We start from the raw sequence: 24277 nt of genomic DNA, 5'->3' as shown, positions 1-24277 counted from the left end.
GATCAGCGGGGTGTGATCCAGCGAGGGGTGACCGTATGGCGAGTACTCGCAGCTCAGGAGCCTGCCGCTCAGCCCAGTACGAGCGGGAGCCGCTCGGCGAGGGTGCCGAGCGCGGCCTCCTCCGCGTCGGTAGGTGTCCGCCGGCCGGTGCCGATCAGCAGCGCGGCCTTGTCGGAGAACGAGGCAGGGAACGGGGTCCCGGCGATCTTCTCCAGCGACGCGCGAGCTGCCGCCAGGGTCTCGGCGGGCGGCTGGGTGGTCGAGGTCAGCCGGGAGATCAGGTCGAGGTGGTGCAGGGTCGCTTCGAGGACGTACACGGACAGGTAGTCGTTGACGGTCAGTACCTCGTCGCGGGTCCCGACGCGGGCCGTGGGATCGGCGAGACCGGCGGCGCGGCCCGCGGCGGACCCGACGTCGTCGAAGTGGAACTTCAGCAGCTCCGGTTCCCCGTACGCGGCGGCCAGCCGGGGGATCAGGGCGTCCAGCGGATCCTCGCCCGTCGGGGTCTCGCCGAGCTGCCAGTAGGTGACCGCGTCCACGGTCGGTTCGGTGTCGGCGGGGGTGACCAGGGTGATCAGGATGTCTTGGGCGTCGATGACCAGGTGGCACACCAGATCCCGCACGAGCCATCCCGTACAGCCGGACGGTTGCTCGAAGTCCTCGTCCGGGACTTCGGCGACCGCCGTGCGCAACGCGGTCCAGGCGAGCGAGAAGAGATTCACCGCGGCACGGTATGCCGGAACACGGCGACGGACAAGCGTATGCGGTGGACGGCAGGGCCTCGCGATCACCGCCCGGAGATCAACAGTGACGGTCGACGACGACGGTCAACGACGACGGTCAACGACGACGGGCGACGACGACGATCAACGGTGACGGTCGGCGATCGCGAGGACCGGCCGGGCTCAGCCGCCGGTGAGGACGACCAGTCGCTGGGTCGCCCGGGTCATCGCGACATAGCGGTCGACCGCCCCCGCGATACCCGTGCCGTACGTCTGCGGGTCGACGAGCACGACCAGGTCGAATTCGAGTCCCTTGGACAGTTCCGGGGTCAACGACCGCACGCGGGGAGTCGCCCGGAACGTCGGATCGCCGATGACGCAGGCGATCCCGTCCGTGTGCGCGGCGAGCCAGGTGTCGAGGACCGCGTCCCGGTCCGCGACGGATCCGTGGACGACGGGAACGCCGTTGCTGCGGACGGAGGTCGGCACGTTGGCGTCCGGGAGCGCGGCCCGGATGACCGGCTCGGCCTCCGCCATGACCTCTTCCGGGGTCCGGTAGTTGATGCTCAGCGACGCGACCTCGATCCGGTCGAGCCCGACGCGCTCCAGCCGTTCCCGCCACGACTCGGTGAACCCGTGCCTGGCCTGCGCGCGGTCCCCGACGATGGTGAAACTCCGGGACGGGCAGCGCAGCAGCAGCATCTGCCACTGCGCGTCGGTCAGCTCCTGGGCCTCGTCCACGACGACGTGCGCGAACGGACCGGCGAGCAGATCCGGTTCGGCGGTGGGCAGTTCGGACTCGTCGACCATGCTGACCTTGGCGTCCTCGCCGCGCAGCATGGTCACCAGGCCCTCGCCGTCGTCACCGTCGGCGCCCGAGTCGGCCGCGGCGTCCATCAGGTTGTCGACGACCTGCGCCATGCGCTCGCGCTGGGCGGCGAGGGTGGCCTCGTGCCGACGCCTGCGCCGCGCCGACTGCGGGTCGCCGAGCCGCTGCCGCGCCGCGTCCAGGATCGGCAGGTCGGACACCGTCCACGCCTGCGGATCCGCGCGCTGCAGCCTGCGTACGTCGTCGGGGCCGAGCCAGGGAGCGCACATCCGCAGATAGGCGGGCACCGACCACAGGTCCCCCACGACGTCGGCCGCTTCGAGCAGCGGCCAGGCGCGGTCGAGGGTCCCGGTCAGCTCCTCGTCGTGCAGCAGCGCCCTGCGGAACAGGTCGGGCGGGACGTCGTCGTCGTGCTTGTCCAGCAGGATCGTGAGCAGGGCCTCCCAGATCTGGTCACGCGCCTCGTTGTGCGGAACACCCGGCCCCGGCGTCTCGAACGCCTCGGCCCAGTCGTCGGCGCTCAGCCGGACGTCGGCCCAGGGGGTCGAGACCGTCATTCCCTTGGCGGGCGGCTCCTCGTAGAACCTGACGGCCGCCTCGACCGCTCCGACCATGCGCGCGGACGACTTCAGGGACGCCACCTGCGCGTCGGGCTCGTCCGCCGCTCCGGCTCCCTCGGCGACGAGGTCCCGCAGCGTGCAGGTCTGTACGCCCTCCTCCCCGAGGCTGGGGAGGACGTCGGCGACGTACGCCAGATAGGGCTGGTGCGGCCCGACGAACAGCACTCCGCCCCGACGGTGACCGAGACGGGGGTCGGAGTAGAGGAGGTAGGCGGACCGGTGCAGTGCGACGACCGTCTTGCCCGTGCCCGGACCGCCGTCCACGACGAGCGCGCCACGGGATCCGGCGCGGATGATCGCGTCCTGGTCGGCCTGGATGGTGGTGAGCACGTCCCGCATCCGGCTCGACCGGGTGCTGCCCAGACTGGCGACGAAGGCCGAGTGGTCGTCGAGTGCCGCACGCCCTTCGAGGCCGTCGGCGGTGAACACCTCGTCCCAGTAGTCGCTGATCCGGCCGCGGGTCCAGCGGTACCTGCGACGGCTCGCCAACCCCAGCGGACTGGCATGGGTCGCCGCGAAGAACGGTTCGGCCGCGGGGGAGCGCCAGTCGATCAGCAGCCGTCGCCCGGAGTTGTCGGTGAGGCCGAGCCGTCCGATGTACAGCGGCTCGGGGTCGTCCGCGCTGACGATGTGCCCGAGGCAGAGGTCCAGGCCGAAGCGGCGCAGAGTACGCAGCCGAGCGGTCAGCCGGTGGATCTCCGCGTCCCGCTCCATCGCCTCCCGGCCGATGCCGCCGGGTGCTTTGCGCTCGGCGTCCAGTCGGTCGGACAGTTCGGTGATCGCCTGGTCGAGGCTCTCCGCGATGGCCGCGAAGTGCCTCTCGTCGCCGCCGATCAGCAGCGGATCGGCCTTGGGGGAGAGGTGGTCGGGAAGGTCGAACGCGCTCGTGATCAAAGAGTCCATGTCACCGGCTCCTCCTGGTTCGACGTCACCGCGCGGACCGTGGACCGGCACAAACGCACGCACTTCGTGAATCACCCTTTTCTGCGGTTACTCGTCTTGAGTGCGAGATTCTGCAGCAGGACGGGGGTCTTGCCGCAAGCCCCCCGGTGCGCTATACGTTGAGAGTGGCAAGGAGTGGTTGTTCCTGCTTGCCCTCATCGCACGCCGCGAGGAAGGGCCCCAGAAGCCCGAGTGATTCGTCCGGGCGATGCGTCCGTCGACCACCACGGTGTCCCGTGGGCCAGGAACTCCTCGGCACCCGGCGGTCCGCCCCACAGCGACCTCATGACCACGAGTTGCCGGACGAGACCGGGACGGCGCATGGCACAACCCCCGTCAGGCGGACCGCAGCTCGAACCAGTCGAAAGCCGCGCTGCCCCGGGTGGCGTACATGCCGAGGACACGGCCGGTGAAGCCCCCGGCGACCTCGGTGGTCAGGTAGCGGCCGTCGAGTTCGGCGAGGATCTCGAAGTCGCCGCCGTCCGTCTCGTAACCCAGGCGGAGTGTGTCGGGGCCGCCGGCGCGCAGGCCGGGCGGGGGAGCCGTCGCCGGGTCGCGGGAGGTGACCGTGGGCGGCAGGACGTCGGAGGTGGTGATGTCGATGCGCAGCCTCAACGGACCGGCGGGCACGGCCCGTTCGGCGATCGACCGGCTCAGCGGGCCGATCCTGGCGACCGCGCGGACCGTACCGTCGGCCACCTCCACCTCGTAGTGGTGTGCCTCGTCCAGGCGTACCGCGAGCCCGCCCCGCCCGCCGTCGGAGACCTCGATCAGCGTGCGCGCGGTGCAGTCGGGGTCGCGCTGCCGCCGCCCGACGAAGAGCGCGCCCGGAGTGTCGAGACTGTCCGCGCGGGCGTGCAGGACCAGGTGGCCCGGCCGTTCGTCGAGCCGGACGGCCTCCGGGTCGCTCCGTCGAAGGGACACCCAGCACGGCGCGAGAGCAGGGGAGTCGAAGTCGTCGCGGTCCGGCTCCCTCGGCCAGGGACGAGGGGTGAGCGCCGGAGCCTGCGCACGCGGTTCCAGCGGTCCTGGCAGTGGCCACCCGTCCTCCCACCGCACCGGTGCCAGGAACGTCTCCCGGCCCATGCCGTGGTACATCGGCGTGTCACCGCGGGGCCTGGTGCCCAGCAGCACCATCCACCAGGTGTCGTCGTGTGCCCGCACCAGATCGCCGTGGCCGGTGTTCTGCACCGGGTGGTCCGTACTGCGATGGGACAGGACGGGGTTGGCCGGGTGCGGTGCGAACGGCCCGGGCAGCGTACGGGACCTGGCCACCGACAGGGCGTGGCCGCGTTCGGTGCCGCCCTCCGACAGGAGCAGGTACCACCAGCCGTCGATCCGGTAGAGGTGCGGGCCCTCCGGGTACTGCAGTCCGCTGCCCGACCACATCGGCACCGGATCGCCCCGCAGTTCGCCGGACTTCGGGTCGATGCGGACCCCGCGGATCCCGTCGGCCGAGAACACGCACCAGCAGGTTCCGTCCTCCTCCCAGGCCAGATCCGGGTCGATGCCCGGAACGCCGACCGGTACCGGATCCGACCAGGGCCCCGCCGGGTCCTCGGCGGTCACCAGGATGTTGCCCGCCCCGGCGACCACGGTCGTGATCAGCCAGAACAGACCGTCGTGATGGCGCAGCGTGGGCGCGTACACCCCCGTGGAGGCGGCGGCCGTGTCGGGCAGCGCCAGCTGCGACGGCCGGTCCAGCGCATGCCCGATCAGCCGCCAGTGCACCAGGTCACGGCTGTGCCACAGGGGTACGCCGGGTACGTACTCGAAACTGGACGTCGCCAGGTAGTAGTCCTCGCCGACCCGGCAGATGCTGGGGTCGGGGCTGAAGCCGGGTATGACGGGGTTGTCGAAGTACGTCATGTCCGTCCCTGTGGAGGTGGAGTGCGGCCGGGGGGTGCCCGCGGGTGCCCTTGGACACGGTCCGGGGAGCTTATGTCGAAGCGCTTCCGCGGGCACCGGCCTGTCGGAGAATGTCGCGTCACTCGGTCGCCGCGACACCTACCCCGATGGCGATGAGGAGCCAGCCGCTCACGAGTTCCCACCGGCGGCGGCACGCCGGACCGAGCACGGTACGAAGTCGCGCGGCGACGCCCACCAGGACGAGCCAGTAGACGACACCGACGGCCACGTCCAGGATGCCGAGAAGGAAGATCTGCCGGGTCAGGGACCCTGTGTGGCTGACGAACTGGGGGAGGACGCTGAGGAAGAACAGGGCCGCCTTGGGATTGAGCACGTTGGTGAGGAAGCCCTCCAGGAAGCTGCCACGCCGGCTGACGCTCCGGCTGTCACCCCGGCTGACGTGCTGCCCGGACGCGGCAGCGGGACCACCGACCGCTGCCTTCGTGGGCCTGGTGGATCCGGTGGATCCGGTGGATCCGGTGGATCCGGTGGATCCGGTGGATCCGGTGGACCCGTCACGGTCGCGGCGTCGTGCGGCGAGCAGTGCTCGTACGCCCAGAAAGATCAGGTAGGCGGCGCCGGCCAGTTTGATCACGGTGAAGGCGAGCGCCGAGCGGGTGGCGACGACGGAGAGGCCCAGGGCGGCCGCGCACATATGGACGCACAGGCCGCCCTGGGCGCCCAGGGCGGCGGCTCGACCCAGCGCCGGACGCCGGGCGGCCGCCCGCACGACGACCAGGAAGTCCGGGCCGGGGATCAGATAGGCGAGCAGCACCACGCCCAGGAATCCAGTCAGGTCGACCGACATGAGCCCGCTCCGTCCGCTCCGTCCTGTGCGTCCGGCCGTCGGGCACACGTGGGTAGCGGGTTCCACGGGGCGTGCGGGTCATGCGGCGGTTCGTGCTGGACCGGGGTGCCGGGCCGCGGTCCTGTTGGCACTCAGGACGCGGCGTTCATCAGGTCGAGCGCACTCTGCTGGCGGGCGGCGTCCGTCTTGTCCACGGGGCCGTACCAGCGCAGGCCGTACTGGTCGAGCGGATTGCGGTCGGCCGCGAAGGCCTGGGCGGCCTGTTTGTTGAGGTACGCGGTGTAGGGGCGGTCGGACAGGACCGCGTTCAGCTTCGCCAGACCGCGTACGTCGGCCCCCTTGAAGGACGCTCCGTCGGCGCCGCAGTCACCCGACTCGCAGGGGTCCCGGAGGATGCCGGCCGAGGTGTTGAGCTTGCCGGAGACGGTGTTGGCGTCGGCGATCCGGCGGGCGGCGGCGAGCACCGAGGAGTCACCCGTGGCCTTGTGCAACTCCACCAGGCCGCCGATCAGTTGACCCTGGTTGTACGACCAGACCGTGCTGTCGCCGACCTTGCAGGTGCTCAGGCTGAGGCCGTCGCTCACCGTCTGGTCGGCGTTGATCATGCCGGTCCCCTGGAACCAGCTCCAGTCCGCCTTCGCCCGCTGGAGGTAGGTGGTGTCCCCCGGGATGCGGTTGTGCAGGGCGGCGTTCAGTTCGATGTACAGGGAGTTGGGGATGGCGTTCTTCACCCTCTTCGCGGTGCTCCACCACACCCCGCCGCCGCATGTGCTGTCCCAGTAGGAGGCCATGTAGTCCGCGTCGGCCCGTGCCGTGGCCAGATAGCGGGGGTCGCCGGTGAGGTCGTACGCCGCGATCCAGGTCAGGCCCCACCAGCCGGTGTCGTCGATGTAGTCGTTGCGGAACTGCCCGTCGGCCGCGTTGACTTGGAGGTCGTAGGTGCGGCCTATGGCGTAGGTGTAACTCTTCATGCCGGTGACCCGGACGTTGTCGATGACGGCGTGCAGCGCGTTGGCGGAGTTCCACCAGCCGGTCGTGTCGAACAGGCCGGTGCCGTAGTTGTAGAACTGCATCTGCGCGGTGGCCGCCGCGGTACGCCGGTCGGCGGCGTTCCAGGTGGACCGGGCCCACGGTGTGCAGACGATGTCGGTGCGGTCGACGGTCTTGCCGCAGGCGCGCAGGGCGCCGACGCCGTGGCCCGCCCAGTCGTCGACGTTGTACATCAGCGTCCGCCAGCCCGTCCGACCCGCCGGGATCTTCGTTGCGCCTAGACGGCTGTTCGAGGCCCAGGTCCGGCCTCCGTCGTAGGAGCGGTCGAGCCACACCTCGTCCCCGGGGCTGCCGTTGCCGACAGAAGCCCAGCCCATGGCGTCGGCGTCATTGAAATGCAGTTCGAACGTCCGCGAGAAGAGGGTGGCGGTGACGGGTCTGCGGTCCTGGCCGCTGAGGGCCGGATCCCGTGCGTCGCAGTACTTGTTGCACACCGTCGCCGCCGGTGCCACCGCCGTCTCAGGGGCCGCGGTGGAAGGCGGGGCAGCCTGGATCAACAGGGCCGACATCGTTGTCAGAGAGAGGGCGAGAGCTGCGAGTGACGATCGTCTGGCGCGCATGGAAGAACTCCCGAAGGCTTGCCGAACGCTGCGGTGGGGGCACAGGGGCTGGTCCTGGGAAAGGCTCGGCGTGGACGCTAACCGGAACCGGTTGGCAGGTCAATGGCCCGGTTGAATGTTCATGTTCGACCGCTCGGCAGAAGAACCCGGTGAACGACCGGGCGGCCGACCGGTGGACGACCGGCGGACGACCGGCGGACGAAGAAGCGGACGACCGGCTGGCGACCGATGGATGAAGAAGCGGACGACCGGCTGGCGACCGATGGACGAAGACGCGAAGGCCCGGCGGACGAAGAAGTCGCGTCACACCCCTTGACCGTTGCCGTGAGGGCACTCCACAGTTCTGCTAATGCGCATTACTTATACGCATAAGCAAGTTGGTGGCGGCCCTCGGCGGCCGGGTGAGGAGCATGGTGGAGCAGCCCAGGAAGGGACCCAGGCGTGGGCGGACCCCCGCGGCGACCGGACGCACATCCCGGCCGCGGCAGGCGGAGGTCGCCACGCTGGCCGGGGTGTCCCAGGCCACGGTGTCGCTCGTGCTGTCGGCGAAGGCGACGGGCTCGGCGATCTCGGACGAGACACGGCAGCGGGTGCTCGACGCGGCCCGCAGCCTCGGCTACGTACCGGACCCGGCGGCCCAGCGGCTGGCGGCGGCCCGCAACAACCTGCTCGGCGTCTACAGCTTCACGGCCACCTTCCCGACGGACGTGGAGCACTCGTACTACCCCTTCCTCGTCGGGGTGGAGCGGGAGGCCGCCGCGCGCGGTTACGACCTGGTGCTGTTCACGGGGTCGAGTTCCGGCGGTGCCAAGGCGACCGGACCCGAGGCGCTCAACCGGGTCCGGCTCGCGGACGGTTGCCTGTTCCTCGGCCGGCATGTACCGATCGCCGAGCTGAAGAGGATGGTCGCCGACGGGTTCCCGGTGGTGCACCTCGGCCGCCGCGAGGAGCTGGAGGGGCTGTCCTGGGTCGGCGCCGACTATGTGAGCGCCAGCAGCGAAGTGGTCCGGCACCTGGCGTCCCTGGGGCACCGCCGGATCGTCCTGGTCCGTGAGGACGACGACGCGCCTGCCTCCACCGACCGCCAACAGGGCTTCCTGGAAGGGCTGGAGGCAGCCGGACTGCCCGGCGGGTCCGAGGCCGTCCTCCGCTGCGCCGACCCCGGGCGTGAGGTCACCCCCGAACGGCTGCGGAGCTGGATCGCGGAGGGTGTCACCGCCTTCGTCGCGGAGGAGACCGACACCGGAGGCGCCTGGCGAGCCCTGCGTACGGCCGTCGACGAGGCGGGTCTCGCGTACCCGGGTGACCTGTCCCTCGCGCTCCTCGGCAGCCCTCCGTCCGACCTCGCCGGGGATCCGCAGCCCACCGGATTCGACGTCCCGCGGCACCAGTTGGGCGCTGCCGCGGTCCGGATGCTGGCCGCACTCGTGGCGGGGGAGGCGGCCGAAGAACCCCTGGTCGCCTGTGCCTTCCGGGCGGGTGCGACCACCGGGAGCCCACCGGAGCGGCGCTGACACCTGCGTGCGTCGCACGAGTCGACCCACCGGTCGAACCAGCAGACGAACCACCGGCTGGACCAGCAGACGAACCACCGGCTGGACCAGCAGACGAACCACCCCATGAACCAGCAGACGAACCACCGGCTGGACCAGCAGACGAACCACCCCATGAACCAGCAGACGAACCACCAGCAAGGAGAAGCGTGATACCGAAAGCCGACATCCTCATCGTGGGCGGCGGGCTCGGCGGCGTGGCCGCCGCGCTGGCGGCCTGCCGGGCCGGACGCACCGTCGTGCTCACCGAGGAGACCGACTGGCTCGGCGGACAGCTCACCTCGCAGGCCGTACCGCCCGACGAGCACCCGTGGGTCGAGCAGTTCGGCACCACCGCCTCGTACCGTCAACTGCGCGAAGGCATCCGGCAGTTCTACCGGCAGTGGTACCCGCTGCGCGCCGAGGCACTGGCTCTTACGGACCTCAATCCGGGTGCCGGACGCGTGAGCAAGCTCTGCCACGAGCCGCGCGTGGCGCTCGCCGTCGTCGAGGCGATGCTCGCGCCCCACCGGGCCGCCGGCCGGCTGACCGTCCTCACCGACCACCGGCCCGTCGCGGCCGAGGCCGACAACGATGTCGTACGGTCCGTGACCCTGGAGCACCGCCACGACGACGGCCGACAGGTCACCGTCTCCGCCCGTTACGTGATCGACGCCACCGAGACCGGTGAACTCCTCGACCTCGCGGGTGTCGAGCACGTCACCGGAGCCGAGGCGCGGTCCGAGTACGACGAACCGCACGCCCCGGACGAGGCCCAGCCGCTCAACCAGCAGGGCATCACCGTGTGCTTCGCGCTCTCTCATCACGAGGGCGAGGACCACACCGTCGAGCGGCCCGTCGACCACGACTTCTGGCGGGCGTACCGGCCCGACTTCTGGCCCGGACCGCTGCTGGGCTTCCAGGCACCGGATCCCCGTTCCCTGGAGTCCGTACCGCGGACGTTCGAGCCCAATCCGGAGCTGGACCCGCTGGCCGTGAGCGCCGACCAGAGCGCGGACGCAGGCGACAAGGAACTGTGGGGCTTCCGCCGCATCCTGGCGCGCAAGCTGCACCGCCCCGGCGCCTTCGACTCCGACATCACCCTCGTCAACTGGCCGCTCAACGACTACTGGTTGAAGCCGCTCGTCGGAGCGGGCGCGGAGACCGGGGCCGAAGCGGTCGCCGGAGCACGGCAGTTGTCGCTGTCGGTCCTGTACTGGCTGCAGACCGAAGCGCCCCGCCAGGACGGCGGCACCGGGTTCCCGGGCCTGCGTCCGCGCCCGGACGTGACCGGCACCCCGGACGGCCTCGCGAAGGCGCCGTACGTCCGTGAGTCGCGCCGGATCAAGGCCGTCACCACCGTCACCGAGCACGACGTGGCGATCGACCTGGTCGGACCCTACGGCGGCACCAGGTACCGGGACTCCGTCGGAGTCGGCAACTACCGCATCGACCTGCATCCCTCGACCGGCGGCGACAACTACGTCGACATCGGCTCGGTGCCCTTCGAGATCCCGCTGGGCGCACTGGTGCCGAGGCGGGTCCGCAACCTGCTGCCCGCCGGCAAGAACATCGGCACCACCCACATCACCAACGGCTGCTACCGGCTCCACCCCGTGGAGTGGAACATCGGCGAGGTCGCCGGCGCGCTCGCCGCCCACTGCCTGACCGAGGACGTCGAACCCCACCAGGTCCAGGCCGAGGACAAGCGGTTCGAGGAGTTCGCGCGCGGCCTCGACCGTGACGGCGTACAGCGCCACTGGCCCGACGTACGGGGCTACTGAGACCGAGGGGCGGACGGGCTGCTCGGCCCGTCCGGCCCGACCGGTGTCGCGCATGACTGACAGAGCACAAGGAGGTGCCCGGACATGACCACCCACAGAATCCGCGTCGGCATCGACGTCGGCGGAACCTTCACCGACGCCGTGGCCGTGGACGCCACAACACTGAGCCTGCTCGGACAGGTCAAGGTCCCCACCAGCCACCATCACGAGGACGGTGTCGCGCACGGCATCGTCGAGGCGCTGGACCGGCTGCTCCAGCAGGTCGGCCGCGATCCCGCCGACGTCGCGTTCCTGGCCCACGGCACCACCCAGGCGACCAACGCCCTGCTGGAGGGTGACGTCGCCACCGTCGGCCTGATCGGCATCGGCACCGGACCCGGCGCCGTCCTCACCCGCCGGCTCGCCGCCCTCGGCCGGCTCGAACTCGCCCCCGGCAAACGGCTTCCGCTCGCCTACGCCCACGTGGCCGATCCGGACGACGCCAGCGCCGTACGCGCCGCGGTCGGGCAGGTCACGGCGGCGGGGGCCGAAGTCCTCGTCGCCACCGAGCCGTTCGCCGTCGACCGGCCCGAAGGGGAGCGGTCCGTGCTGGAGGCCGCCCGCCCCGCCGGCCTCCCGATGACGGCCGCGCACGAGATCACCTCGCTGTACGGGCTGCACAAGCGGACCCGTACCGCCGTCGTCAACGCGGCCATCCTGCCGCGCATGCTGGCCACCGCCGATCTCGTCGACGCGTCCATCACCAAGGCGGGCATCACCGCGCCGCTCATGGTCATGCGGTGCGACGGCGGGGTCATGGCGCTCGACGAGATGCGGCGACGCCCGCTGCTGACCGTGCTGTCGGGCCCGGCGGCCGGAGTCGCCGGGGCCCTGATGCAGGAGCGGATCAGCGAGGGCGTCTTCCTCGAAACCGGCGGCACCTCCACCGACATCAGCGTCGTACGCCGGGGCAAGGTCGCCGTCCGGCACGCCACGATGCTCGGCAGGAGCTCGTACCTCAACGCCCTCGACGTCCGCACGGTCGGGGTCGGCGGCGGCTCGATGGTCCGCGTCGACCTGACCCGAGGCGATCAGGCCCATGACAGTCAGGGGCGCGGCGGCCAAGCCCGGGTCACGGCCGTCGGACCGCGCAGCGCCCATATCGCGGGGCTGCCCTACGCCTGCTTCGCCGACCCGGACGAACTGCGCGACGCCGCCCTGGCCACCGTGCGTCCGATGCCCGACGACCCGGCCGACTACGCCGTCCTGGACGCGGCGGGCGGACGGTACGCCATCACCATGACCTGCGCCGCCAACGCGCTGGGCCGCGTACCGGAAGGGGATTTCGCGCGTTGCGACCAGCAGGTGGCGAAGGCCGCGATCGCCCCGCTCGCCGCCGCCCTGGGCGTGGACGTGCCGACGGCCGCCGCCCGCATCCTCGACGCGGGCGCCGAGCAGGTGAAGTCGGTGGTGGACAAGATCGTGCGCGACTACCGGCTCGACGCCGACACCGCGGTCCTCGTCGGCGGCGGGGGAGGAGCCGCCACGGTCACCCCGCACCTCGCGGTGCTCACCGGCATGGAGGGCAGGATCGCCCGGCACAACGAGGTCATCAGCCCGATCGGCGTGGCGCTCGCCCTGGTGCGCGAGCAGATCGAGCGGATCATCCCCGGCGCCACCCAGGAACAGATCCTCGCCGTGCGGGCCGAGGCCGAGCAGGCCGTCGTCGCCCAGGGCGCCGCCGCCGACGGGGTCGAGGTCGAGGTGACCGTCGACCCGCAGACCAGCACCGTGCGCGCCATCGCCACCGGCGCCACCGAACTGCGTACCCAGGACCGCTCGCACAGCGCCGACGACTCCGAACGCCTCGCCGCGGCGGCCGCCAGCCTCAAGACCGACCCGGACCGGGTCCGCGTCCTCGCCGGCACACCCGCCCATACGGTCTACGGCACCGAGGTACGCCGTCGGCTGCGGGCTCCCCGGCATCCCGTGCGCGTCGTGGACGCCGACGGTGTCGTACGCCTGCACGCGTCCGACGCCCAGGTGGCCGCCACCACCGTGGGGGCCGCCCCCGAACTGCTGAGCAACCTCGTCCGCGAGGCGACGTCGTACGGCGACGGCGGTGTCCGGGCGCCCGCGCTGCGGCTGCTGCTCGGCTCCCGTATCGCCGACCTCTCCGGAGTCCTTGAACCACAGCCGCTGCTCGCCCTGGCCCGCAGCGAGATGCGGGACCGTGCCGCCGACGAGCCCGTGGTGGCCGTGGTGGAGGTGCGGTCATGAACCGCGCCCTCGCGGCCACCGCGGACCCAGCCACCTACCAGGCCACCGACGACCTCGATCTCGCGGTACGGCTGCTCGCCGGCACCCCCACCCACGAAGGCCGCGACCCCGCCCTCCTGCGGCGCTGGGCCGAGGCCGCCGACGCGTTCGGCGCGGCCCTCGCACCCGGGCCGTGCCGCGCCCGGATCGTGGAACGCGACGACGGGCTCGAAGAACTGCTGCTCGCCCGCTACACCTCGCGTCCCGCCACCGTCGAGATCTGTGTCGACACCGTCGAGCGGGCCGAGCGGCTGATCGACGAACTCGGCTGGCGCTCCTGGTATCCCGTGGGATCCGTGCGCGCCGCGGCCCTCGCCCACGAGACCGCGCACGAGCACTTCCACCACAAGGAGACGCGGACGGCGCTCAAGGAGGCGATCGGGCACACCGCGCTGCGGCTCGGCCGCTTCCGGGTCCTCGCCCATGTCGCGGGGGCCGAGGAGATCGCCGCCCACGCCTACGCCCGTACCGTCTGCGGACTCGGCCGCAGCCCCCTCCTGCTGACCGCCGCGCTGGCCGCCGCGGTCGGCGCGCCAAGAAGAGAGAACTGAGCCATGGGTGTCGTCATCCTGCTCGTCATGGCCGCGGGTGTCGCCGCCATGCTCACCCGCAAACTGCCCACGGCGTTCGCGCTCGTCATCCTCGCGGTCGTCATCGCCTTCGTCGCCGGCGCGCCGCTGACCGGTGAGAACAGCGTCATCGACACGGTTCTCCAGGAGGGCGCGCCCGCGCTGGCCGCCACCATGATCGCCATCGTGCTGGGTTCCTGGCTCGGCAAGCTCCTGGAGGAGACAGGGGTCGCCGCCACCCTCGTACGCAAGATCGTCGAGTTCGGCGGGGACCGCCCGGTCGTCGTGGCCCTCGGGGTTCTCGCGGTCTCCGCGCTCGTCGGCACCGTCACCGGTTCCGCGCCCGCCGCGATGCTCGCGGGTCTCATCGGCATCCCCGCCATGATCGCGGTGGGCATCCCGAAGGTGACCGCGGCCGGGACCATCCTCATGGGCATCGCCGTCGGCATCCCCTTCGAACTGCCGCTGTGGCAGTTCTTCTCCACCGCCCTGGAACTGCCTGTCCCGACCGTCCGCGGCTTCATGGTGAAGCTCTTCCCGTTCGCCCTGGTGGCCGCGGTCCTGTACGTGTTCGTCGAGTCACGGCGACGGGGCGTCGAGCACACCTGGTCCCTCAAGTCGGTGCGGGACAAGCCCCGTTCGCCGAGCCGTCGGCAGCGTCTCGGCGATGCCCCGTGGTACGCGCTGCTCACCCCGGCCGTGCCGCTGATCCTCGCCCTGGGCTTCGAACTCGCCATCATCCCCTCCCTGTTGGCCGGCGTCCTGTACGCGCTGGTCACCACCACCCGCCCCCGCGAGATGAACAAGCGCCTGCTGCGCACCCTGTACGGCGGATTCGAGGTCGCCGCCCCGCCGATCGCCCTGTTCATCGCCATCGGCATCCTGCTGGCCGCGGTGAAACTCCCCGGCGCGGTCGACGCACTCGAACCGCTCGTGAAGGCGGTCAGCCCGCAGAACGCGGTGCTGTTCGTGGGTGTCTTCACCCTGCTCGTGCCGCTGTGCCTGTACCGGGGGCCGCTGAACGTGTTCGGGCTGGGCGCCGGTATCGCCGGTGTGCTCATCTCCGCCGGGATCTACCCGGCCGCGGTCGTCCTCGGTATGGCCACCTCGTACAACCAGGTCTTCGGCGTCGCGGATCCCACCAGCACCCAGACCGTATGGGCCGCCCAGTACGCGGGTGTGTCCCCGCAGCAGGTCATGGTGCGCACCCTGCCGTACGTGTGGGCCGTCGCGCTCGGCGGACTGTGTGTCACCGCCGCCACCTACCTCTGACCGACCTCCGACCCCCCGCTTCTCCACCTGGAGCCGACCATGAATGAGCCGCGTCCCGCCCGTCGTCTGTTCCTGCGTGCCGGTGCCGCCACCGGCGCGGCCCTGACCGTGGGCGGGCTCGCCGCCCCGGCCGCGTCCGCCCTCACCGCGGACGGGGCCGCCGCCCCGGCCGCGTCCGCCGCACCCGGCGGATTCCCCGACTACACGTACGTCCGCACCCTGCTCACCCCGTCCCAGCTGAAGTACAACCCGACGGGCGAGATCATCTTTCCGTGCCTCCGGGGCACGGCCGGCCGCCTCTCCAACCCGCTGGGCAGGTACTACCTGTACTACGGGCCGCACGACGCGCCCGGCGGTATCTGCCTGGCCTACGGCGACTCCCTGGAAGGCCCGTTCACGGAGTACCCGAACAACCCGATCGTCTCCAACAACTGGCAGCCGCACTACAAGGTCAGCCATGTCGCGTCCGCGCACGTGATGTGGATCGAGAGCTCCAAGGAAATGTGGATGTACTTCCACGGGGAGAACACGACGACGCGGCTGGCCCGCTCCAAGGACGGCATCAACTTCACCTACGACAAGGTCGTCCTGTCCACGTCCATGCTGCCCAGCGGCACGACCGAGACGTCGTACGCCCGGGTCTTCCCGCACGAACTGCCGTCCCGCGGCGCCCACTTCGTGATGGTGTTCATGCTGAACAACACCTCCGACCACCGTGACATCCACTGGGGCTGGTCGGCCGACGGACGCAACTGGACCTTCGACCAGCAGCCGCTCGTCCGGCACACGGACGTCGGAGCGGTCAACGTCGGCGGTCCCCACCTGCTGTACCGCAACAACAGCACGTACGTCGTCTACAACAAGGACAAGGCGAGCGGCGGCGACATGATGATCACCGAGGTCGGCAACGACTTCACCAAGCGCACGCATCTCGGGGTCTTCTACAACTCCGGCAGCGCCGCGCCGGAGAACGGCCGCGCCGCCGCCCCCTCGTTCGGTACGGACGGCGGTGTCCCGTACATGATCTACGAGGCGGGGGAGCGGCTCGCGGGGTCGATCGCGATGGCCCGCGGCTGACGTTCCGCACGCATACCGCGCCCGTATCGCACGCGTACCCCACCCGTACCGCACCCGTGCCGCCGCGGTCGGCCCGCCAGTGTCAATCGATGTTGGTCTAGACCTTGACGTGTTCGCCTCATGGGAGCACTCTGAGAGCGCTCTCATGAGGATCCGAACGGTCCGCTTCCACCTGAGGAGGACGAGCGTGCTAGCCATGCGAAAAATGCTGGTGCCCCTGGTCGCCGCGGCGGCCGTCGCCACGGGACTCACCACGGTGGGACCCGTGTCCCACGCCGAGGCCGCGGTGCCCACGACCATCCCGCTCGAACTCAAGAACAGCTCCGGGCGCGGCGATCAGGTCTACGTCTACGTCATCGGGACCCTGCTCTCGACCGGCCAGCAGGGGTGGGCCGACGCGAACGGCACGTTCCACGCCTGGCCCGCGGGCGGAAACCCGCCGACCCCGGCGCCCGACGCCTCGATCGCCGGCCCGGCCAACGGACAGACCAAGACGATCCGTATGCCGAAGTTCTCCGGCCGGGTCTACTTCTCGTACGGCCAGAAGCTGGTCTTCAAGCTGACCACCGGCGGACTCGTACAGCCCGCCGTGCAGAACCCGTCCGACCCGAACGCGAACATCCTCTTCAACTGGACCGAGTACACCCTGAACGACGGCGGGCTGTGGATCAACAGCACGCAGGTCGACATGTTCTCGGCGCCCTACGCGGTCGGTGTCAAGACGGCCGCCGGCACCGTCAAGACCACCGGGCACCTCAAGGCCGGCGGCTACAACGCCTTCTTCAACTCCCTGCGCAGCCAGTCCGGCGGCTGGGCCAACCTCATCAGGACCCGGTCCGACGGCACCGTGCTGCGCGCGCTCGCACCCGGGCACGGCATCGAGGCCGGCGCCCTGCCGAGCAGCGTCATGAACGACTACATCAACCGGGTGTGGACCAAGTACGCGAGCTCCACGCTGACGGTGACACCGTTCGCGGACCAGGCCGGCACCAAGTACTACGGCAGGGTCTCCGGCAACGTCATGAACTTCACCAACAGCGCGGGCGCGGTCGTCACCTCGTTCCAGAAGCCGGACTCGGACAGCGTCTTCGGTTGCTACAAGCTGCTGGACGCGCCCAACGACCTGGTGCGCGGACCGATCTCCCGCACCCTGTGCGCGGGGTACAACCGCTCCACGCTCCTCACCAACTCCAACCAGCCCGACAGCAGTTCGGCCGGCTTCTACCAGGACGCGGTGACCAACCAGTACGCCAAGAAGATCCATGAGCAGATGGCCGACGGCAAGGCCTACGGCTTCGCGTTCGACGACGTCGGTGCCCACGAGTCGCTGGTCAACGACGGTAACCCGCAGACGGCGTACATCACGCTCGACCCGTTCAGCTGAGCGCGGGCGGTGAACGGCCCGAACGCCTCCTCCGTATCCCTGGTGGACACCTGCCCGCTCGCGCGGGACCAGCACGGATACGGAGAGGCACGTGCCACAGCAGCGACAGCAGCCACAGCGAGGACGTACCGGCCGCCCCCTCGTCACCCGCGCGGTGCGCGGCGTCGCCCTGGCCGGCGGCCTGGCACTGTTGCCGCTGGCCACGGCCTGCGGCGGGGACACGGGCGGGAGCGCGGAGAACGGGCCGGCGGAGACTTCCGCGATGTCCGCCCCCTCCGCCGGCGTGGTGGCACCGGCGAAGGTCGAGGTGATCGCGGACCTGACCGGCTGCGAGGTCAGGATCCGGACCGACGCGGACGAACTCCGTGAAGGCGTCTGCGACACCGCCGACGGCGACTACCTCATCACCACCTTTCCCGCCGAGAAGTACAAGCTGACCTGGCTCGACAGTGCCTCCCTGTACGGAGGCAAGTACCTCGTCGGCCCGCAGTGGGCCATCAGCGCCAAGCCGAAGACGCTGGAAAAGCTGCGCACGAAGGTCGGCGGGAGCATCGAGGACCTGGACGCCGCGCGCACGGCCGCCCCCGGCCCGAAAGCCTCGTAGCGGGACGCATTTCTTTGGGACCCGGGATCACGTGTGGCGGCTGGTGAATGGAAATTCACCGGATGCTCGTACGGGTTGGTGAACAGCCATTCATCCGCTAGGTTGAATGGCTGTTCACCTTGCCGTGTCTCGCGCTCAGGGAAGTGCCATGCAGGATCCGACATCCAGGGAGACCGACCGCGCCGGGGGTTCCGCGTCCCCGGAGGGGTTGCGTGCCCGTCTGACGGTCCCGGTCCTCGCGTACGGCGGCATCCTGATGGCGGTGATGCAGACCGCCGTCGTACCGCTGCTCCCCGACCTGCCGCGGCTGACCGGATCGTCCGCCGCCGCCGTGTCGTGGACCGTCACCGCCACGCTCCTCGCGGGCGCGGTGCTGACCCCGGTGCTCGGCCGGGCCGGAGACATGTACGGCAAGAAGCGCCTCCTGCTCCTCGCCCTCTCGCTGATGACGGCCGGGTCGGTGGTGTGCGCGCTGACCTCGGACATCCGGGTGCTCATCGCGGCGCGGGCGCTCCAGGGAGCCGCCGCGGCGGTCGTCCCTTTGTCGATCAGCATCCTCCGGGATGTGCTGCCGCCCGAGCGCACCGTCTCCGCCGTCGCCCTGATGAGTTCCACGGTCGGCATCGGCGCGGCGCTCGGCCTGCCGCTCGCGGCCCTCATCGTGCAGTACGCGGACTGGCACACCATGTTCTGGGTGTCGGCCGCGCTGGGTGCGGCGGGGCTGGCGCTCGCCGCGTGGACGGTGGACGAGTCGGCCGTACGCCACCCGGGCCGGTTCGACACGCTCGGCGCGCTCGGCCTGGCCACGGTCCTGATCTGTCTGCTCCTGGCCGTCTCGCAGGGCGGTGAATGGGGGTGGACGAGTGTGCCGGTGAGCGCGCTGTTCGCGGGCTTCGCGGTCACCCTGGCCCTGTGGTGGTGGCAGCAACTGCGCGCCGCACGGCCGTTGGTCGACCTCAGGCTCGCCGCCCGGCCGCGCGTGGCGCTGCCGCATCTGACCGCCCTGCTCGTCGGATTCTCCTTCTACGCCAACTCCCTGGTCACGGCCCAGCTCGTACAGGCACCCGAGGGCACCGGGTACGGACTCGGCCTGTCGATCGTCGGCGCCGGGCTGTGCCTGCTGCCCAGTGGCGTGATCATGCTGTTCCTGTCCCCGGTCTCCGCCCGTATCTCGCTGTCGCGCGGCCCCCGCGTGACGCTCGCCCTGGGGGCCGTCGTCATCGCGTGCGGGTACGGCATACGCATCCTGGACAGCCGTGACCTGTGGGTGATCATCCTGGGTGGTGCCATAGTCTCCGCGGGCACGGCTCTCGCCTACTCGGCCCTGCCCACACTGATCCTGGCAGCTGTCCCCGCCGCGCAGACCGGCTCCGCGAGCGGCGTCAACGTGCTGATGCGGACCATCGGCCAGGCCGTGTGCAGTGCCGCCGTGGCCGCCGTACTGGTGCATCACATCAGCCCGGTCGGCGGACTGTTCCTGCCCAGCCTGCGGGGCTATCTGCTGGCCTTCGCGATGGCCGGGGCGGTCGCACTGGCAGGATGCGCGATGGCCCTGGCGATACCGGGTCGCGCCGAGCGGGAGAAGACCGGGCGGTTCCCGCGCCGACGGCGCGGCGGACAGGCCGCGGAAAAGCTGCTGGAGGGAGCAGGAGAAGCATGAGGTCCGCGAAGTCCTTCGAGAGGTCCACCACGAAGTCCCCCGGGGAGTCCGCGGGGAAGGCTTCCGGAAGGTCCTCCGACGCGGGGCCCGACCGGGCGACCGCCGTTCAAGGGCCCCCGGCCACGGACAGGGGCGGTCCCGGTCGCCGGGACGCCGAGGCCACCAAGGCGGCGATCCTGCGCGCGGCCCGCCACCTCCTCGCGCGACACGCCCACGGGGACATCACGCTCAAGGCCGTGGCCGAACGGGCCGGTGTCAGCCCTCCCCTGATCATGAAGTACTTCGGCAACAAGGAAACGCTCTTCGCGCGGGTGATGTCCTTCGAGGAGGACGCCGCCGTCCTGCTGGACGCGCCGCTGGCGGACCTCGGTCGCCACATGGTCCGCCACGTCCTCGTCAGCCAGAGCGAACGCGGCGCCGACCCGCTGCTGAGGATCGTCTTCGCCCCGCTCCAGGGCACGCAGGGAGACACGCTCCGCGCCAACTTCCGCACCCAGGTGAGCGACCGGCTCGCCCTGCGCCTCGACGGCCCCGACGCCGGCCTGCGCGCCGAACTCGCCGTCGGCATGCTGCTCGGCCTCGGCGTGATGTACGGCATCGCGCGGGGCGGCGAACTGCGCACGGCACCGCTCGACGCCGTCGTGCAGCGGTACGCCCCCGCTGTGCAGGCGCACCTGACACCGTGAGCCGGCGGCAGGGCCGACCTGCCGGGAAGCCCCCGGCACATCAGCCCTGTCGACCGGACGAACACCCTCAGCCCGTGTGCACCTTCAGCGCCGTCCTGACGGCGGACTCCAGGGCGCCCTCGATCCAGGCGGGCTTGATGGACGTGTGGCACCCCGCGAAATGAAGGGGCCCCTCCGAGGTGGGGATGTCCGGGAACAGCTCCGTGTGCTGGCCCGGAAAGAGCACCGAGGCCTCACCGTAGGCGTAGTGGTCGCGCATCCACGACTGGGTCTTGCACTTGGTCGTGAAGAACACCTCGCAGCGCCTCCCGAAGACGGCCTGCACCCCGGCGAGGGCACGCAGACAGCGCTCCTCGTCGGCGTACGCGTCCCACTTCAGGGCGTCGTCGGACCAGCTGTAGGAGGCGAGGACGATACCTCCGTCGCTGCCCTCCATCGGATGGGCGTGCTCGAAGAACATGAACCGGTTGGCGTTGTCGCTCACCGAGCCGCCCCCTCGGACATGCGAGGCTTCGGGGTCGTCGAGCACGGCCGGCCGGAAGGCGCTGAAACACTCCTTGAGGTCGCCGGGGACGGTCACCCCCAGGTCCCGTACGGTCCGGTGTGCGCCGAGGTGCCTGCCGTCCCTGACCTGTCCGTTCTTGTACCGGGTGTACAGGCCGTCCTCGATGGAGTTCAGTGCCTCCTCCCACTGCTGCTCGGTGAACTCCCACCAGCGTTGGGAGAACTCCAGCAGCACCTTGGTCGCGGCGTCGTAGTGCAGCTCGGTGATGGCCCGGCGCTTGCCGTACGTCAGCGGCGGGTCGAAGGCCACGTGGCGCAGTCCGGAAAAGGGCACGGTGACGATCACCTCGTCGCCCTCGAACACCTCCGTGGTACCCCCCTTGCCGGTCTGGCAGTCCTCGGACACGGTGTGCACCCGCACCTTGCCGCCGCCGCGCTCGATGCGTACGGCACGCCTGTCGAGCCGCACCTTGCCCTTCACCGGCGCGTACAGCGCGTCGACGAGCTTCGCGGTACCGCCCTTGAGCTCCCAGAACTTCGTACTGGGGTGGATCAGCGCGCTGCCCAGGAAGCTGTGCAGGAAGGAGAGATGGAGCCGCGAGGTCAGGTTCTGGACGGTGCCGACGAGGTCGATGGTCCTGGTGTCGAGAGCGGCGACCTCGGTGAGGTAGCGGTACATGGACCAGTGGCCGTACCGCTTGAGGACCTTGACCCATCCTTCGACGAGAGCCGAGCCCTCCTTGCCGCGGATCAGCAGGTGCGCGGGTTCGAGGGCGTCCGCGAGGATGGCGGCGGCGGTCCTCGTACGGTTGGGGCCCGTGATGCCGAAGGTGTCGTTGATCTTCGCCGGGTCCTCCTCGTACTCGGCCTTGCGCATGTGGACGCCGTTGATGTGCATCCAGGTGCGGTTGGCCCGCTTGGTCGGGTTGTCGACCTCCACGTCCACCAGCAGGAACTCCTGGCGTGCGAGGTGGAACTTCTCGATCAGCGCCATGAGCAGCGGGTGGCTCTCGGGCAGTCGCATCGCCCCGGCCTCGGCGTACTGGTTGGGGTCGGCGAAGGGCTGTTCCCCGTTCTCGTGACCGCCCTTGCGGAAGGTCTTGATCCGGCCGCCGACGCGGTTGTCGTTGGCCTCGATGACGACCACGTCGTGGCCCACCCGGTTGAGCAGGTCGGCGGCGAGCAGACCGGCCGGCCCGGCCCCGACGATCAGGACCCGCTTCGAGGCCTTGGCCCCGCTCGACGGCAGACCGTTCTCGATGGCCTTCAGATAGGACGGGACAAGGGACTTGTCGTTCTTGTCGTAGACCACGATGGCGCGGGCGACCGTGGTGTACGCCGTCGGATCGGTGCCGGGCGGCACCGCGGCCGGCGCCGTCGAGGGTGTGATGGCGGGGCTCAGCGCGGTGGCCGGAGCGGCCGTGGTCGCGGTGAGCCCGGCGGCAAGGACCGTGGCACCGGTCACCGTGACCACCGAACGCCGTGTCGGCGGCGCGCTGTTCGCGTCGGGCAGGCCTGAAGCGGTCACGTCCGAGGTGGCCAGGTCTGCGGTGGTCAGGTCCGGAGTGTTCATGTCGTGTGTACTCATCAAGATCATGCTTGGCGCACGACCGGCGCGGAACCAGGGCATTCACACGGACGGGGAGCTCAAACCACTCGTTCCGTCATAGGACGAGTCCCTGGTCAACGCCCCTGTGAGAACCGGACGTTCACCCTGGTATCCGGGACGTCGTCCCCTGAGAGCCATCGGGCCGCCGGGCCGCCGGGGGAGTCACCTGTCCCGCAACGGCGTTCAGTACCCGGCCGGCCCGGTCCGCTCGGGCTCGGAGTCGACTCGGGGACCGACGGTCATCAGCAGTGTCCTGGGTCGTACGGTGGCCCGGGCCACCGGCCGCACGACCTGGCCGGGCGCGAGCGCGAACCGTACCTCCCGGGTGATCGTCGCGATCGCGGTGATCAGCTCGGTGAGCGCGAACCGGTCGCCGATGCACTTGTGTCTGCCGGCCCCGAAGGGCAGGAACGCCCCCGCGGGCAGCCGGGCCTGCGCGTCGTCCAGCCAGCGGTCGGGGTCGAAGTCGAGGGGGTCGGAGAAGAGTTCGGGATCGCGGTGCAGGGCGTGCTGGCAGTAGGCCAGCTCCGTACCGGCGGGCACGGTCCACTCGCCGAGGCGGGTGTCCGTGACCGTACGACGGGTGACGAGCCATCCGGTGTGGTGGAGCCGCAGGGTCTCGGTGATGACGCGGTTGAGGTAGGGGAGCCGCATGACGTCGTCGAAGGTGACCGGCCGCTCTGCCAGCACGTCCGCCAGTTCGGCCTGGACACGGGCCTCGACGGCGGGATCGCGGGCGAGTTCGTACAGGATCCAGGACAGTACGGACGCGGTGGTCTCGGTGCCGGCCACGGCGAGTGTGAGGATCTCGGAGCAGATCTGGTCCCCTGTGAGGGGTTCGCCGGTCTCCTCGTCCCGGGCGCGCAGCAGCATCGACAGCATGTCGCCGGTGTCGTGGCCGGAGGCCCGCAGTCCGTCGAGCGCTGCGTCGATGGTGGCGCGTACGGCGGCACGGGCTTCGTCGAAGCGGCGGTTGAACGGCAGTGGCAGCCGCTCGACCCAGTCGGGGAGCATGACGCGCGCCCCGACGCCGTTCATGACCACGGACAGGTCGCCCCGCAGTTGCAGGAACGTTTCTTCATCGAGGCTGCCCGAGAAGACCGTCTTGGTGAGCATGTCGAGGGAGAGCTTGACCATCGCCTCGCGGACGTCGACGACCTCGCCGGGCCGCCAGCGGGAGACGACCGCCTCGGCTTCGTCGCGCATGGTGTCGACGTACCGGGCGATCTCGGTGTGGGTGAACGCCGGCTGCAACTGGCGCCGCTTGCGGACGTGTTCCTGGCCGGCCGCGGTGACCACGCTGTCACCCAGGAGCTGGCCCATCTTCTCGAAGAACCGGCCCTTGTCGAGGCTGGGGCCGAGGTCCACCAGCATGGTGCGGATCAGTGCGGGGTCCTGGACGATGAGGGTCCGGGTGCCGGGCTGAAGGGTGATCTCGACCACGGGACCGTATGTCTCGCGGAGTGAGGCGATGAAACCGAGGTTGTCGCGCATGAGCTGTATCGCGTGGCCCAGCAGCGGGTGGGAGCCCGCCGCTCTGGGAATGGGGGGAGGCGTGGCGACCGTCACTTGGATCAGCGCTCCTTCACAGAGTTCACGGGCGCATTCATCACTGCCCAACTCGGGCTCGATTGCATTCCGGAACGTCAAGTGGTCTTCACCACGTGTGACCGACGGCTGAGCGGGCAGTGGGCGGCGGATCCGGGCGCCCGGCGGTCATGCCACAACAGTGGGCCGATCACGACGAGTCGTCGTGATCGGCCCCCCGGGGCTGCCCGGGCCATTCGCAGGAGGGCGGTACGGACTTGGGGGCGGCGTTCGGGTTGCATATTCCCCCCGCCCACGCGGGGGCGTTCAAC

17 protein-coding genes are annotated in these 24277 nt (G+C 70.6%); 10 read left to right on the top strand and 7 right to left on the bottom strand.

Annotation, left to right across the window (positions count from 1 at the left end; all coding sequences use genetic code 11):
* Positions 1–68: 68 nt before the first annotated feature.
* From ACH4DZ_RS02660 to ACH4DZ_RS02640, 5 genes are all read right to left on the bottom strand, one after another.
* Positions 69–722, bottom strand: a complete 654-nt coding sequence (locus ACH4DZ_RS02660) for a maleylpyruvate isomerase N-terminal domain-containing protein (protein ID WP_398285069.1) — start codon at positions 720–722, stop codon at positions 69–71.
* Positions 723–905: 183 nt separating this feature from the next.
* Entirely contained in the window at positions 906–3074 is a 2169-nt protein-coding gene (helR, locus tag ACH4DZ_RS02655; protein ID WP_398285068.1) for an RNA polymerase recycling motor ATPase HelR, read from the bottom strand.
* Positions 3075–3449: 375 nt separating this feature from the next.
* Positions 3450–4982, bottom strand: coding sequence for a glycoside hydrolase family 43 protein (locus tag ACH4DZ_RS02650; RefSeq protein ID WP_398285067.1), 1533 nt, complete (start codon positions 4980–4982; stop codon positions 3450–3452).
* A 118-nt stretch (positions 4983–5100) separates the two neighbouring features.
* Entirely contained in the window at positions 5101–5829 is a 729-nt protein-coding gene (locus ACH4DZ_RS02645; protein WP_398285066.1) for a LysE family translocator, read from the bottom strand.
* A gap of 131 nt (positions 5830–5960) precedes the next feature.
* Positions 5961–7439, bottom strand: coding sequence for a glycoside hydrolase family 76 protein (locus ACH4DZ_RS02640; protein WP_398285065.1), 1479 nt, complete (start codon positions 7437–7439; stop codon positions 5961–5963).
* Positions 7440–7849: 410 nt separating this feature from the next.
* Between ACH4DZ_RS02640 and ACH4DZ_RS02635 the strand changes: the two genes are divergently transcribed.
* The 10 genes from ACH4DZ_RS02635 (at position 7850) to ACH4DZ_RS02590 (ending at position 20305) form a co-directional block, all read left to right on the top strand.
* Entirely contained in the window at positions 7850–8953 is a 1104-nt protein-coding gene (locus tag ACH4DZ_RS02635; RefSeq protein WP_398285064.1) for a LacI family DNA-binding transcriptional regulator, read from the top strand.
* Between the two features lie 188 nt (positions 8954–9141).
* The gene (locus ACH4DZ_RS02630; RefSeq protein WP_398285063.1) at positions 9142–10755 is read left to right on the top strand and encodes an FAD-dependent oxidoreductase; all 1614 of its coding nucleotides are present in this window, start codon (positions 9142–9144) and stop codon (positions 10753–10755) included.
* Between the two features lie 84 nt (positions 10756–10839).
* A complete protein-coding gene (locus tag ACH4DZ_RS02625) occupies positions 10840–13014 on the top strand; it encodes a hydantoinase/oxoprolinase family protein (RefSeq protein WP_398285062.1) in 2175 nt (724 codons plus the stop codon).
* Positions 13011–13604 carry a hypothetical protein gene (locus ACH4DZ_RS02620; protein WP_398285061.1) on the top strand — a complete coding sequence of 198 codons (594 nt, stop codon included), beginning with the start codon at positions 13011–13013 and terminating at the stop codon, positions 13602–13604. The genes ACH4DZ_RS02625 and ACH4DZ_RS02620 overlap by 4 nt, the downstream gene beginning before the upstream one ends.
* Positions 13605–13607: 3 nt before the next feature.
* Entirely contained in the window at positions 13608–14894 is a 1287-nt protein-coding gene (locus ACH4DZ_RS02615) for a TRAP transporter large permease subunit (RefSeq protein ID WP_398285060.1), read from the top strand.
* A 39-nt stretch (positions 14895–14933) separates the two neighbouring features.
* Positions 14934–15971, top strand: coding sequence for a hypothetical protein (locus ACH4DZ_RS02610; RefSeq protein ID WP_398285059.1), 1038 nt, complete (start codon positions 14934–14936; stop codon positions 15969–15971).
* A gap of 196 nt (positions 15972–16167) precedes the next feature.
* Positions 16168–17355 (top strand): glycoside hydrolase family 64 protein, encoded by a 1188-nt coding sequence (locus ACH4DZ_RS02605; protein ID WP_398285058.1) that lies wholly within the window; start codon positions 16168–16170, stop codon positions 17353–17355.
* A gap of 91 nt (positions 17356–17446) precedes the next feature.
* Positions 17447–17959, top strand: coding sequence for a hypothetical protein (locus ACH4DZ_RS02600; protein ID WP_398285057.1), 513 nt, complete (start codon positions 17447–17449; stop codon positions 17957–17959).
* A gap of 148 nt (positions 17960–18107) precedes the next feature.
* Positions 18108–19619, top strand: coding sequence for an MFS transporter (locus ACH4DZ_RS02595; RefSeq protein WP_398285056.1), 1512 nt, complete (start codon positions 18108–18110; stop codon positions 19617–19619).
* Positions 19616–20305: a TetR family transcriptional regulator gene (locus tag ACH4DZ_RS02590; protein WP_398285055.1), complete on the top strand. Its 690-nt coding sequence runs from the start codon at positions 19616–19618 to the stop codon at positions 20303–20305. Before ACH4DZ_RS02595 ends, ACH4DZ_RS02590 begins: the two co-directional genes overlap by 4 nt.
* Before the next feature lie 67 nt (positions 20306–20372).
* On the opposite strand, the gene ACH4DZ_RS02585 is transcribed toward ACH4DZ_RS02590, so the two are convergent.
* A complete protein-coding gene (locus ACH4DZ_RS02585; protein WP_398285054.1) occupies positions 20373–22397 on the bottom strand; it encodes an FAD-dependent oxidoreductase in 2025 nt (674 codons plus the stop codon).
* Between the two features lie 204 nt (positions 22398–22601).
* A complete protein-coding gene (locus tag ACH4DZ_RS02580; RefSeq protein WP_398285053.1) occupies positions 22602–23987 on the bottom strand; it encodes a cytochrome P450 in 1386 nt (461 codons plus the stop codon).
* Positions 23988–24277 lie beyond the last annotated feature (290 nt).

Origin of the sequence: Streptomyces sp. NPDC017991 (genome assembly GCF_044328075.1) — a bacterium.
GTDB lineage: Bacteria > Actinomycetota > Actinomycetes > Streptomycetales > Streptomycetaceae > Streptomyces.
The sequence above is the reverse complement of the archived record's forward strand: the minus strand, read 5'-3'. Positions and strand labels throughout refer to the sequence as shown.